Annotated in this window: 12 protein-coding genes; 8 read left to right on the forward strand and 4 right to left on the reverse strand. The window is 62.2% G+C overall.

Annotated features, from left to right (window positions below; genetic code table 11):
• Nucleotides 1-210: 210 nt before the first annotated feature.
• From P0D89_RS08465 to P0D89_RS08480, 4 genes are all read left to right on the forward strand, one after another.
• Nucleotides 211-1,179, forward strand: a complete 969-nt coding sequence (locus P0D89_RS08465; RefSeq protein ID WP_408362176.1) for a LysR family transcriptional regulator — start codon at nucleotides 211-213, stop codon at nucleotides 1,177-1,179.
• 381 nt (nucleotides 1,180-1,560) lie between these two features.
• On the forward strand, nucleotides 1,561-2,157 hold the full coding sequence (locus P0D89_RS08470) for a Crp/Fnr family transcriptional regulator (protein WP_408362175.1): 597 nt from the start codon (nucleotides 1,561-1,563) through the stop codon (nucleotides 2,155-2,157).
• Between the two features lie 177 nt (nucleotides 2,158-2,334).
• Complete coding sequence (locus P0D89_RS08475; protein WP_408362174.1) at nucleotides 2,335-2,991, forward strand: peroxiredoxin; 657 nt, start codon at nucleotides 2,335-2,337, stop codon at nucleotides 2,989-2,991.
• A gap of 61 nt (nucleotides 2,992-3,052) precedes the next feature.
• Complete coding sequence (locus tag P0D89_RS08480; protein WP_408362182.1) at nucleotides 3,053-4,123, forward strand: rhodanese-like domain-containing protein; 1,071 nt, start codon at nucleotides 3,053-3,055, stop codon at nucleotides 4,121-4,123.
• A gap of 39 nt (nucleotides 4,124-4,162) precedes the next feature.
• Here P0D89_RS08480 and P0D89_RS08485 read toward each other — a convergent pair whose 3' ends face one another.
• Nucleotides 4,163-4,819, reverse strand: a complete 657-nt coding sequence (locus P0D89_RS08485; RefSeq protein WP_408362173.1) for a TetR/AcrR family transcriptional regulator — start codon at nucleotides 4,817-4,819, stop codon at nucleotides 4,163-4,165.
• 320 nt (nucleotides 4,820-5,139) lie between these two features.
• Here P0D89_RS08485 and P0D89_RS08490 point away from each other — a divergent pair, with 320 nt between their 5' ends.
• From P0D89_RS08490 to P0D89_RS08505, 4 genes are read left to right on the forward strand one after another with little or no spacing between them, the layout of a single operon-like run.
• Nucleotides 5,140-6,096 carry an HlyD family secretion protein gene (locus P0D89_RS08490; protein ID WP_408362172.1) on the forward strand — a complete coding sequence of 319 codons (957 nt, stop codon included), beginning with the start codon at nucleotides 5,140-5,142 and terminating at the stop codon, nucleotides 6,094-6,096.
• Nucleotides 6,093-7,037 carry an ABC transporter ATP-binding protein gene (locus tag P0D89_RS08495; protein ID WP_408362171.1) on the forward strand — a complete coding sequence of 315 codons (945 nt, stop codon included), beginning with the start codon at nucleotides 6,093-6,095 and terminating at the stop codon, nucleotides 7,035-7,037. Before P0D89_RS08490 ends, P0D89_RS08495 begins: the two co-directional genes overlap by 4 nt.
• Nucleotides 7,034-8,176, forward strand: coding sequence for an ABC transporter permease (locus P0D89_RS08500; RefSeq protein WP_408362170.1), 1,143 nt, complete (start codon nucleotides 7,034-7,036; stop codon nucleotides 8,174-8,176). The genes P0D89_RS08495 and P0D89_RS08500 overlap by 4 nt, the downstream gene beginning before the upstream one ends.
• Before the next feature lie 12 nt (nucleotides 8,177-8,188).
• The gene (locus P0D89_RS08505) at nucleotides 8,189-9,634 is read left to right on the forward strand and encodes an efflux transporter outer membrane subunit (protein WP_408362169.1); all 1,446 of its coding nucleotides are present in this window, start codon (nucleotides 8,189-8,191) and stop codon (nucleotides 9,632-9,634) included.
• 61 nt (nucleotides 9,635-9,695) lie between these two features.
• Here P0D89_RS08505 and P0D89_RS08510 read toward each other — a convergent pair whose 3' ends face one another.
• Genes P0D89_RS08510 through P0D89_RS08520 form a run of 3 tightly spaced genes read right to left on the reverse strand, consistent with a single transcriptional unit; the run spans nucleotide 9,696 to nucleotide 13,491 of the window.
• Entirely contained in the window at nucleotides 9,696-11,945 is a 2,250-nt protein-coding gene (locus P0D89_RS08510) for a xanthine dehydrogenase family protein molybdopterin-binding subunit (protein WP_408362168.1), read from the reverse strand.
• Nucleotides 11,942-12,946, reverse strand: coding sequence for an FAD binding domain-containing protein (locus P0D89_RS08515; protein ID WP_408362167.1), 1,005 nt, complete (start codon nucleotides 12,944-12,946; stop codon nucleotides 11,942-11,944). The genes P0D89_RS08510 and P0D89_RS08515 overlap by 4 nt, the downstream gene beginning before the upstream one ends.
• A complete protein-coding gene (locus P0D89_RS08520; protein ID WP_408362166.1) occupies nucleotides 12,943-13,491 on the reverse strand; it encodes a (2Fe-2S)-binding protein in 549 nt (182 codons plus the stop codon). Before P0D89_RS08520 ends, P0D89_RS08515 begins: the two co-directional genes overlap by 4 nt.
• Nucleotides 13,492-13,542: the final 51 nt, after the last annotated feature.

Raw genomic sequence — 13,542 nt, forward strand, 5'->3', positions numbered from 1 at the left:
AAAGCGCAAGAACCGGAACTACGACGGCACGCTTCGAGACCGGAAACTGCACAATTCTCTCCGAAAAATGACTATATCAATCTGCGCACCATTATATTTTTCATAAATTGTTGGAAAAACAGAAAATATCGCAACGGATTTTTACCGGATGCGAATCAATCGCGCACCTGATATATGCAACAATCCGGTCGAATTCGGAAGGAATGGGAAATGGATACTCTCCAGAACATGCGTGCATTCGTGCGTGTCGTCGAAGCGGGCAGCTTCACGGGTGCTGCGCAACATCTGAATACGACCACAGCGCATACGTCGCGCTCTGTTTCGGACCTCGAAGCACACCTTCGCACCCGTTTGCTGAATCGCACGACTCGCCGCATCGCGCTGACCGAAGCGGGCGAGCGCTATCTGCAACGCTGCGAGCAGATCCTCGCGTATGTCGACCAGGCCGAAGCGGAAGCCGGCGACGCCCAGGCGCGCCCCGCCGGCAAGCTGAGGGTCCACGCGATGACCGGTTTCGGTCAGCATTACGTCGTTCCGGCGGTGAGCCGTTATCAGACGCGCTACCCGGACGTGAGCGTCGAGCTGACGCTCGCGCAACGCATACCCGATCTGCTCGATGAAGGCTTCGACGTGTCGCTGGCTTTGGCGCCGGGCTTGCCTGATTCCGGCCTGGTTTCTCAGCGGTTGGGTACCGCGTTCAGCGTCGCGTGCGCGTCGCCTGCCTACCTCGCGCGCAACGGCACGCCGACGTCACCTGCGGAGCTTGGCAAGCATCGCTGTGTCCAGATCGTGACGCCCGTATTTCGCGCCGATGAATGGACTTTCGATGGGCCGCACGGCGAAGAGTCAATCGCACTCGGAGCGGCAACTTTTCAGATCAATGTTGCTGAAGCGCTGGCAGTAGCCGTGCGCGAAGGCATGGGTATTGGCTTGCTTCCCGCCTATTGCGCTGCGAGCGGGCTCCGCAGCGGAGAACTGGTGCGGATTCTGCCGGAATACACGGCCCAGCAACTGAATGTCTATGCGCTGTATCCGTCGCGCCAGTACCTCGACGCCAAAATCAGGACCTGGGTGGAATTCCTGCGGGAGCAGTTGCCATTGGTACTCGCGAGAGACCAGGCTGAACTGGGTACGCTTTCGCACGATCGCGAATTAAGCGTGTGCAATTTCGCGTCATAGCACGCAACCCAGCAAACCGGCTTTGATGCAGCACCAATCAAAACAGGCGTAAGGAACAAATTCTTGCGCGACTGTACTCAGCAGAACACTCTCGATTGTGTTGACCTGTCACGCTTACGAGATATAAATCTCCGTTTGCGGCACCACCATTCAGATGCGGGTTCAGCAGCAAGTTCAAACGCGAAACTCAGAGACTCCTCGAAGCAAACGTCTTCCGGAAGACTTTCAGGACCGCAGCCTGGTGCGAATGAAAAATCATAGGTGCGGCACGTACTTCGTAAAACAGCCACCACTCTCATCTGCTGAACAGTCGCGGGCGACGTTGAGCTTGACTTCTCGGCCAGCTGCGGGCATCGCTCCGTAAATTCGTAAGGTGATTCCTTGATCAATCAGGAAACTCAGAGCCGAATCCTCGATCTCTATTCCCTGCTCAAAGAACTCGCTGCGGCCGATCTGAGCAAGCTGTTCGCGCCCGCCACCTACATGAAGGTGCCTGGCGGGGCCCCCGTGTTCGATGAAACTCAGCCATGCATGGGGTTTCCTCTACTGCTTTCCGGCACCGCGCGCTCGATCAAGTCTTCTGCGAGCGAACGCGACCTGCATCTTTATCAGGTGCTGCCCGGCAAGACGTGCATTCTCACCAGCAGTTGCGTGCTCGCGAATGCGCCCTATCAGGCGCGTGCCGTCGCGCAGGACGATATCGAACTGGTGGTGCTGCCGCCCGGCAGTTTCAAGCAGTTGTTCCCCCAGCTTGAGCTATTTCTCAACCAGGTATTTAATCGATTCTCTGGGCGCCTGACCGAGCTGATGAGTCTCGTCACGGCAGTTGCATTCCAGAAACTGGACCAGCGTCCCGCGTCCTTGCTGCTGTCCCGATCGAACCCGATCGAGATGACGCTTCAGAGCATCGCCGATGAACCTGGCAGCTTCAGAGAACTCGCCAGGCGGCTATTGAAGGACTTTGAACTCAAGGACTGAGTGCGCGTCGAACGAGGCCCGGTTCATGTACTGGATGACAGCGCCATGAGGAAATTTGTCAGTCTGTGAAAAGTTGGTGATGTGTATCACCGAAGTCTGGTAGTCCCGTGTCGGACACTTGTGGACAGGCTTGGATCAGATGTCCATTTTGACAAACCACTTTACAGGGAAATCAACATGTCACTCCGCATCAACGACATTGCGCCCAACTTCACCGCTCGCACCACTCAGGGAGAGATCGACTTTCATGAATGGATCGGCGACCAATGGGCCATCCTGTTCTCACACCCGAAGGATTTCACTCCCGTCTGCACCACCGAGCTGGGTTACATGGCGAAGATCGAGCCCGAGTTCACGCGGCGCAATGCCAAGCTGATCGGCCTGTCGGTCGACCCGGTCGAAAGTCATGACAAATGGGTGGCCGACATCGAGGAAACCCAGGGCGCCACGGTCAAATACCCGATGATCGGCGACACCGATCTCGCGGTCGCCAAGCTCTACAACATGCTGCCGGCCGAGGAGAGCGGCACCTCCGAAGGACGCACCCCCGCCACCAACGCGACAGTGCGCTCGGTGTTCGTCATCGGACCGGACAAGCGCATCAAACTGATGCTGACTTACCCAATGACCACCGGCCGCAACTTCGACGAGATCCTGCGCGTACTCGATTCGATGCAGCTAACCGCGAAGCACAAGGTGGCCACGCCGGTGAACTGGAAACAGGGCGAAGACGTCATCATCACGGGTGCGGTCAGCAACGAGGAAGCCGATCAACTCTTCCCCGGCTTCAAGACCATCAAGCCGTACTTGCGCGTCACCAAGCAGCCTGGCTGAACTCTGGCACGGCGGGCTGTCAAAGGCTCGCCGTGCCTCCCTTTTTTCAGAGCCCGCCATGTTGATCTTCCGCCAGCTGTTCGACCCCACCTCGTCCACGTACACCTACCTGCTGGGTGACAGCGGCAGCGGCGACGCGCTGCTGATCGACCCCGTCTACGAGCAGGTGCCGCGTGACCTCGCGCTGCTGCAGGAGTTGGGGCTCCATTTGCGGGCGACCCTCGACACCCACGTGCACGCCGACCACGTCACCGGCGCGTGGCGCCTGAGTCAACGCTGCGGCAGCCGTATCGCTCTCGCCGAGGCCGCTGGCGCGACCGGCGTGAATCGGCCCCTGCGGCACGGCGATCGTATCGACTTCGGCAGCCGCTACCTGACCGTACGGGCGACCCCCGGCCATACCAACGGCTGCCTGACCTATGTTCTGGACGACCGGAGCATGGCCTTCACCGGCGACAGCCTGCTGATTCGCGGCTGCGGCCGCACCGATTTCCAGCAGGGCAGCGCGCAGCAACTGTTCGCGTCGGTGCACGAGCAGATCCTCACGCTGCCTGAAAACTGCCTGCTCTACCCTGCACACGACTATCGCGGCATCACGGTCACGAGCGTCGCCGAAGAACGGCGTTTCAATCCGCGCCTGGGCGGCGATGTGGATGTCGGCGACTTCACCGGTCATATGAACAATCTGAATTTGCCGCATCCCAAACTGATGGCCGTGGCGGTGCCAGCGAACCTGCGCTGCGGCCAGCCGGACGCTGAAGCGTTGCCGCAGGACACACCTGACTGGGCGCCGCTGACGCTGCGTTTCAGCGGCGTTTGGGAGATCGAACCCATGACGCTGCTGGAGCATGCGGCCGGGCTACAGATCGTCGATGTGCGTGAAGCGCCGGAATTCATTGATCGCCTGGGCCACTTGCCGGGCGCGCGACTAGTGCCGCTTTCGCAGTTGATGCAGCGGCTCGATGAACTGGACCGCGAACGGCCGGTGGTGGCGGTGTGCCGCTCGGGCGTGCGCTCGGCCCAGGCTAGCGTGCTGCTGACCAAAGCGGGCTTCGGCAAGGTGGCGAACCTCGCAGGCGGGATGTTGCGCTGGAAGACCGAAGGCCTGCCGGTGGCGTCGGGAAGCGTCTGAGAGACCGCCAGCCGCCAGGCGTTCGCAGTTCGACTCGAATCAACGAGCCGAACGATGAGCGGCGGCAATCGCATCCAGCCCAGCGATCACAAAGCGGACGAAGTCGTCCGCGAGTGCATTTCTGTCTTTCGCGATAGCGGGCAGCAGCGCGTTTTGCACCTGCTTCGGCGCGATCATGAGCGCAATGCAGGGCAGCACGGTAAACATCACCGCTCGCTGTACGGCCGGGTCTCGGGGATCCAGTTGCAGCACCTCGCCCATCAGCCCCAGCATCACCGCTGCCTTGGGCCGCACAGCCTTCTCGACGAGCGCGGGCATCGCGCGGGAAGGCGACAATATCTCACGCAGCATCAGCATGAATCCCCACGGCGCGCCAGCGTTCGTCGACAGGCCGACAAAACGGGACAGCACCGCCCGCAATTTCTCCGTTGGATCGCCCGGTCCCTGTGTCAGCGCCGTGAGTTCGTCGAGCCCCACCATCTGCCGATGCGCCTCCACGAGCGCAGCTTCGTACAGTGCCTCCCGACTGCCAAAGTGATAGTTCACGGATGCCATCGGCGTCCCCGCGCGCGCGCATATCTCCTTGCTGGTGGCATCCGCGAAGCCGCGCTCCGCAAACACCTGTCCCGCCGTGTCGAGCAAGTGCTGGCGAGTAGCCGCACCATCGGGGCGGCTCGCCCGTTTGGGCTGCTTCACGGCGGTCCTGGCTGGTTTGCTGGGCATAGAGAAATCGCGACTCCGCAAACAGTTTGAATTCAAATTCAAATTCACATATTATCAATTCTACTTCGTCTGTGCCGCGCCTTGCAGCCATTTCACCGCCCTTCGGCTCGAAGCCGGAGCGCGGGACAAACAGTATGGATTACTTACTGAACATCGTTGTCGAGCGGAACATATCCAAGTGAGGCAAACCCGATGCCGACTTCAATCACATGTCCCGCGCCGATCATCGCGTCAATCGTCTTCCTGGCGCACGCTGCACTTTTCCGCAGTCGTTTGCCTTTGGGGAAAACGCAATGAACCGGATGCACATCACTGCGTGGTTGCTGCTGATCGCCGGCTTTGTTGCCGGTTGTTCCCGCCATGATGACAACGCGTATCAAGGTTATATCGAAGGCGAGTACGTCTATCTCGCGTCGTCGCAAGCGGGCACGCTGACGCAGTTGCAAGTGATGCGTGGACAAACGGTGAAAGCCGACGCGCCGCTTTTCCTGCTCGACCCGGTCGACGAAACCGCCGCGCTCGCTCAGGCGCAGCAACAGCTTGGCGCCGCCCGCTCGCAACTGGCCGATATCGAAACCGGCAAGCGTGTGCCCGAGATCAACGTCAATCGCGCACAACTTTCCCAAGCCGTCGCCAATGCGCGCAAGGCATCGCTGCAACTGACACGCGACGAGGCGCAGTTCCGCGCAGGCGGCATTTCAAAGGCGCAGCTCGACGATTCGCGCGCCAATGCCGACGCCACCGCTGCGCAAGTACGCGAACTCACCAGTCAGGTCGAAGTCGCGCGCTTGCCTGGCCGCTCGCAACAGATCGCCGCACAGCAGGCACAGGTCGCGGCCGCCGAAGCGGTCGTCGCGCAGGCACAGTGGAAGCTGGACCAGAAGCGCGTGACCGCGCCCGCCGACGGCCTCGTCTACGACACGCTCTATCGCGCCGGCGAATGGGTGGCCGCCGGAAGCCCGGTCGTGCAGATGCTGCCGCCGCAGAACGTCAAGGTGCGCTTTTTCGTGCCGCAGACGCTTGTCGGCGCAATGACGCCGGGCCGCGACGTGACGATACAGTGCGACGGCTGCGCAGCCGATGTGTCAGCGAAGATCACCTACGTGTCGAACCAGGCCGAATACACACCACCGGTCATTTATAGCAACGAAAGCCGCGCGAAGCTGGTGTTCATGATCGAAGCGCATCCGTCCGTCGCGGATGCAGCGAAGCTTCATCCGGGGCAGCCCGTGACGGTGGTGGTGAAATGAACGCCGATACGCCCGGATACGCGATCGACGTCCATAACCTGAACAAGCACTTTGGCGACAAGCACGTGGTCAACGACGTGACGCTGCAAGTCGCGCGCGGCGAGATTTTTGGCTTTCTCGGTCCGAACGGCAGCGGCAAGACCACGTCGATCCGCCTGATGTGCGGACTGCTCACGCCGGACTCCGGCACCGGCACCTGCCTCGGCTACGACATCCAGCGCGAGACCGCGCAGATCAAGCGCAACGTCGGCTATATGACGCAGCGGTTTTCGTATTGGGAAGACCTGACCATCCGCGAGAATCTCGACTTCGTCGCGCGTATGTATCAGATGCGCAACCGGCGCGAAGCCGTCGACCGTTCGCTCGAATCGCTTGGGCTGCAAAGCCGGGCGAATCAGCTAACCGGCTCGCTGTCCGGCGGCTGGAAGCAACGTCTTGCACTCGCGGCATGCATGCTGCACGAGCCGAAACTGTTGCTGCTCGACGAACCCACGGCGGGCGTGGACCCCACCGCGCGGCGCGACTTCTGGGAAGAACTCCACCGGTTGGCGGCGCACGGCATCGCGGTGCTGGTCAGCACGCATTATATGGACGAGGCCGAGCGCTGCCACAAGCTCGCGTACATCGCCTACGGCAAGTTGCTGGCGCAAGGCACAGCGAGCGAAGTCATCTCGTCACAGAATCTCGCGACCTGGTTGATCCACGGCGAACATCTGAGCGACCTGTCCGAACGGCTTCGCACGATGCCCGGCGTCGACCAGACCGTCGTATTCGGTTCCGCGCTGCATGTCAGCGGCAGCGATCACGAAGCGCTTGAAAAGGCGGTCAGGCAAGCCACTGCCGGCACGACGCTGCGCATCGAGCCGATCAGCACAGGACTCGAAGAGGTGTTCATCTATCTGATGAGCCATTCGAAAGATAACTTCGGAGCGCCATCATGAGCAGATCAATCGCATTTTCACTGACGCGCTGGTGGAGCATCGTGCTCAAGGAGTTCCTGCAATTACGACGCGACCGCATTACGTTTGCAATGATCGTGGGTTTGCCGATCATTCAACTAACGCTGTTCGGTTTCGCGATCAATAGCGATCCCAGACATCTGCCGACCGCTATCATCATTCACGACCAGAGCGAGTTTTCGCGCAGCTTCGTCGCGGCCATGACGAACTCGGCCTACTTCGACATCGTCGAAACGCTGCCGAACGAAGAAGCGGGCCGACGCGCACTCGCGCAAGGGCGCGTGCAGTTCGTGTTGAGCGTCCCGGTCGATTTCTCGAGAAAACTGCTGCGGGGCGAACGTCCGTCGTTGCTAGTCGAAGCCGACGCAACCGATCCCACCGCGACGAACACCGCTCTCGCCGCATTGCCGGGCCTGATTCAACCGGTGGCGGACAAGGACATCACCGGTCCGCTCGCGCATCTGAACGGCGGTCCGAGCGCATTCGGCGTGCAGGTCCACAGCCTGTACAACCCGGAAGGCATTACGCAATACAACGTGGTTCCCGGCCTGATGGGCGTCATCCTGACCATGACGCTCGTGATGATGACCGGCCTCGCCATCACGCGTGAACGCGAGCGCGGCACGATGGAAAACCTGCTCGCAACGCCTGTTCGGCCCATCGAGGTGATGACCGGCAAGATCGTGCCTTATGTTGCGATCGGCCTCATTCAGGCGACGATCATACTTGTTGCAACGCGCTTTGTGTTCCATGTGCCATTCGTCGGTAGCGTGGTGGCGATCTATCTGGCCGCGTTGCTTTTCATCGCGGCGAACCTGACGGTTGGCATCACACTGTCTTCGCTCGCGCAGAATCAGTTGCAGGCGATGCAACTGACGATGTTCTACTTTCTGCCCAACATCCTGCTGTCCGGCTTCATGTTTCCGTTCGCAGGCATGCCGCGATGGGCACAGTTCATCGGCAATCTGTTGCCGCTGACCTATTTCAACCGGCTGATTCGCGGCATTTTGCTCAAGGGCAACGGCTGGACGGATCTATGGCCGTCCGTGTGGCCCATGGCGCTTTTTACAGCCATCGTGATGACTATTGCCCTACGCTTCTACCGGCGCACGCTGGACTAGGAGGACATGTCGATGAAACCACTCGTTATCGCGTGCGTGCTCGCGTTATGCGGTTGCGCAGTCGGCCCCGATTTTCACGCGCCGGCGGCACCCGATACGCAGAGCTATACGCGCGACCCGCTGCCCGAAGGTGGCGCGGCGCGATCGGCGCAAACATTTAGCGTCGCCGACAGTACGCTTCCCATGTGGTGGCGCCAATTCCATTCGGATGCGCTCGATCGCCTTGTCGACCAGGCGTTGCGTCAAAGCCCGACACTCGGGCAAGCTCGCGCGAAGCTGCTCGAGGCGCGCGAAAGCTACACGGCGCAGGCTGGCGCGACGCAGTTTCCGAGCGTGGATGCGAATATCTCAGGCTCGCGGCAGAAGGTCGATCCCGCGGCGTTCGGCGTTCCGCTCGCCGAACCGCCGGGGCCGTTTTCGTTGTTCAACGCATCGGTCAGCGTGTCCTACGTGTTCGACGTTTTCGGCGGCAATCGACGCGCGCTCGAAGCAAGCCTCGCGCAGGTCGATTACCAGTCGTTCGAACTCGACGCCGCGCGGCTCTCCATCGCCGGCAATGTCGTGCTGAGCGCCGTGCGGCGTGCGTCGTTGCAACAGCAGATCACGCTGACGCAACGTCTCGCCGATGCACAGGCGCGGCAACTGGCCATCATCGAGGCGCGCTACGCCGCCGGCGGTGTGGCTCGGCTCGACGTGCACAGTCAGCGCACGCTGCTCGAACAGACACGCGCGTCGTTGCCGCCGCTGACCACGCAGCTCGCGCAGGCCGATCATCAACTCGCGATTCTGCTGGGCGTCGCGCCGTCGAAGGCGGACTTCAGCGACATCACGCTGGATGCGCTTCACTTGCCCAACGATATCCCCGTCACACTGCCCTCGACGCTGGCACGCGAACGGCCCGACATTCGTGCCTCGGAAGCGTTGCTGCATCAGGCCAGCGCGAACGTGGGCGTGGCAACGGCGAATCTGTATCCGCAGTTTTCCTTATCGGCGGGGATCGGTTCGGAGCGCACCAGCGTGAGCGACATCGTGAAGGGCCTGAATATCTGGAACGTGGGCCTCAATCTGACCCAGCCGCTTTTCCACGGCGGAGAATTGCGCGCGAAAAAACGTGCCGCGCAAGCGGCTTATGACGCGGCGTTAGCGGCTTATCAGCAGACCGTGTTGCAGGCGTTGCAGCAGGTTGCCGATTCGCTGAGCGCATTGCAGGACGATGCGCGCGAGCTGCAAGCCCGCGACAACGCCGACCAGCAGGCACAGGCGAGCCTCGTGATCGCGCGCCAGCAGTATGACGTTGGCGGCATCAGTCAGACTGCGCTGCTCGACGCGCAACGCCAGGCATTGCAGACAGCGGTCGACCGGACCCGTGCACAGGGCGACCAGTTCAGCGACACGGCGGCGTTGTTTCAGTCGCTCGGCAGCGGGACAATGCAAACGACGTTGGGCAGTAGCCGCTGAATCTGACATTGCCTCTCGCCGGCAAGGGCGGCCGCCCTGCTGAACGTGGCAAAGGCGATCACTACGTAATCAGCTTGTCGAGGGTAATCGGCAAGTCCCTTATCCTTTTGCCGGTGGCATGCCAGATTGCATTGCTCACCGCCGCGGCCACGCCCACCACACCAATCTCGCCCACGCCCTTCACCCCGAGTGGATTGACGATGTCGTCGTGTTCGTCGACAAACAATACGTCGATGTCGCGGATGTCGGCATTCACCGGCACGTGGTATTCGGCGAAGTTGTGATTCATCTGCCGCCCGAGCGCGTGGTCGAACTGACCGTGCTCGTGCAGCGCCATGCTGATGCCCCACACCACGCCGCCGGCGATCTGATTGGCTGCCATCTTCGGATTGACGATCCGGCCCGCGGCAATCGCGCTGACCACGCGCGTCACGCGCACGGTGCCGAGCGCCTCGTCCACGCGCACCTCGAGGAACACGGCCGAATGCGTGCCCATCGAATACGCCTGCTGCTTTTCGTGCGGCTTCACGCTCACCAGCTCTGCCACTTCTTCGAGGCCGGCACGTTCGAGCAGCGTATCGATAGCGACGGCATCTTCCGCGCCTGGCCCGCAAACCAGCCGGTTGCCCGAACGCCGCACGTCGTCGCGCGACACCGTCGCGAACCGGCCGCCGACATGTTCGCGCGCGAGTTCGACGAGCCGGTTGTGCAACCTCTTGCACACGACGTCGACCGCACTGCCCACCGACGACACCGTCCACGACCCGCCTTCGATCGGCGCCTTCGGCAAACGCGTGTCGTCGAGTTCGAAGCTCACGTCGCTCACCGCGACGCCGAGCGCGTCCGCCGCGATCTGGCTCATCGCCGTGTAGGTGCCGGTGCCGATATCGGCGGTCGAACTCGATACGGTCACGTGGCCGTCGCGCGTCATCACCGCACGCGCCGCCGCTTCGTTCTGCATTGCGTCCCATGCGCCGGTCGCCATCCCCCAGCCGATCAACTCGCGGCCCTCGCGCCGCGCGCGCGGCGCGAGCGGCCGCTTGCTCCAGCCGAAGCGCGCCGCCCCTTCGCGATAACACTCGCGCAACGCCTTGCTGGAGAACGGCAGATTCTTGTTGGCGTCACGCTCGGCGTAGTTGATGAGCCGCAATTCGAGCGGGTCCATCTGCAACGCTTCGGCCAGTTCATCCATCGCCATTTCGAGTGCGAACAGGCCCTGTGTCGCGCCGGGCGCGCGCGCATCCGAGGGCGTGGGCACATCGAGCCGGACCAGCTTGTAGCCCATCGTCACGTTATCGCACCGATAGAGCTGGCCGGCCCAGTTCACCGTCACGTCGCAATAGTCTTCGTATTGCGAGGTCTCCGCCACGGCTTCGTGAATCACCGCCTGCAATCTGCCCTGCGCATCCGCACCGAGCGCGACACGCTGGATGGATTGCGGACGATGCGCGAAGGTGAACATCTGCTGGCGCGTCAGTGTGAGCCGCACCGGACGCTTCAGTTCGCGCGCGGCCATCACCGCGAGTGCGAGGTGATAGTACGGCCGCAAGCCGGAACCGAACGCGCCGCCGACGAACGGGGCGATGACCTGTACCTCATCGTCTTTCAGACCGAATACCTGAGTCAGATACGACTTGGCATTGCCGACGCCCTGCGTCTTCTCATACACGGTCAGGCGGCCCTGCTCGTCCGGCACCACGGTGCAGCCGTGCATTTCCATCGGACTGTGATATTCCGCCGGCGTGCTGTAGAACGCATCGACACGGGCGACGGCGCTGGCCAGTGCGGCATGGGGATTGCCGCGTGCGGGCGGCGGCGGATCGAAGCCGCCTTTTTCCGTCGAAGGCGGCACGGCGCTCATCACCGCCTCGCCTATGTCGGTTCGATGGGGCGTACTTTCATAATGCACGTCGACGAGCGATGCCGCATAGCGCGCCAGTTCGAGCGACTCGGCCACCACTAGTGCAACCGGCTGGCCGCTGTACCACACGCGCTCGTCCCATAGCGGCCGGAACGGCGTGCCGCCGGGCGCGATCATGTCCTTGTACAACTTCTCGTCGAGCGGAAGCGGCGGGCGGTTCTGATGGGTCAGCACGAGCAGCACGCCACGCAATGCGAGCGCGGCCGATGCGTCGACCGACACGATGCGGCCGGTCGCGATCGTGCTCGATACGACGAAGCCATAAGTCATTGCGTCGGCGGTGAATTCGGCGGCATAACGCGCGGCGCCGGTCACCTTCAGCGTGCCGTCGACACGCTTGTGCGGCACGCCGGTGGCGCGCAATGCCGGCAAAGTTTCGGCGCGGTTCATGATGCGGCCTCCTCGAACGAACGTTGCGTAGCCAGTTCGAACGCGCGCGCGATCACGCGCCGCGCCAGATCGATCTTGAACGCATTGCCGGGACGGCCCTGCGCGCCGCGCAGCAACGCGGCGGCAAACTCGCGCACCGTGGCCGCGTTCAGCGGTTTGCCGCGCAACTGCGCTTCGGCCTCGGGACAGCGCCACGGCTTATGCGCGACGCCACCGAGCGCGCAATGCGCAGCGACGATATCATCGCCGTCGAGTTCGACACCCAGCGCCGCCGACACCAGCGCGAACGCATACGACGCACGGTCGCGCACTTTCACATACGCGTGATGCGACGCAAAACCTTGCTTCGGCAATTCGATGGCCGTGATCAATTCGTCGTCGCGCAGATTGGTGTCGAGGTTCGGCGTGTCGCCGGGCAAGCGGTGAAAATCCGCGAACGCGAGCGTGCGCGCCCCGTCCTTGCCGTCGAGATGCACGGTCGCATCGAGCGCCGCGAGCGCCACGCACATATCCGACGGATGCACGGCGATGCACTGATCGCTCGCGCCGAGAATCGCGTGAATGCGGTTGATGCCGTTCATCGCCGGACAGCCCGAGCCGGGCTCGCGCTTGTTGCACGGTGTGCCCACGTCGTAGAAGTAATGACAGCGGGTGCGTTGCAGCAAATTGCCGCCGACAGTCGCCACATTGCGGATCTGCGCGGACGCTCCGGCCAGAATCGCATCGGCGAGCAGCGGATAGCGCGCGGCGACGGTCTCGTTGTAAGCGACCGCGCTGTTGGTGACCAGCGCGCCGATTTTCAAACCACCGTCCGGAGTGGCTTCGATCTGCTTGAGCGGCAAACGATTGATGTCGACCAGCACTTTCGGACGCGCCACGTCCTCGCGCAACAGGTCCACGAGATTGGTGCCACCCGCGATGAACGCCGCGGCGGCATTCGCGCGATGCTGCGCGATCGCGTCGGCTACCGCGTTTGCACGCGTATACGAAAAACGGTTCATGAGCAGGCTCCCTGCGCGTCCGGCTGCCCGTCCGCGAGATCCGCTGCGTCGAGAATCGCCGCGACGATGTTGGTGTACGCGCCGCACCGGCACAGGTTGCCGCTCATCTGCTCGCGAATATCGTCGGCGCACTTGACGTGGCCCTCGGCAAGCATTGCAACCGCCGAGCAGATTTGCCCCGGCGTACAGTAGCCGCACTGAAACGCATCATGGTCGATAAAGGCCTGCTGGACCGGATGCAGCCGGTCACCTTCGGCCAGCCCTTCGATCGTCGTGATCGACGCACCGTCGCGCACCACGGCGAGGGCGAGACAGGTGTTGATTCTCTGGCCGTCGACGATCGCGGTGCACGCCCCGCACTGGCCGTGATCGCAGCCTTTTTTCGTTCCTGTCAGATGACAGTGCTCGCGCAGCAGATCGAGCAGGGAGGTCCACGCCTCCACTTCGAAGTGCCGCTTTTCGCCGTTGATTTGAAACGTGACCGGCATACGTTGTGCTTCGTCGGGTGCGACGTCCAGCGTCCGCTCTACGATTGGGGTGTCCATGGGTGTTCTCCTCACTCCGTGCTGTAGCTCGCGCACTCCAGCGCATCCATC

It is taken from the genome of Paraburkholderia sp. RL18-085-BIA-A, from assembly GCF_046027075.1.
Lineage (GTDB): Bacteria > Pseudomonadota > Gammaproteobacteria > Burkholderiales > Burkholderiaceae > Paraburkholderia.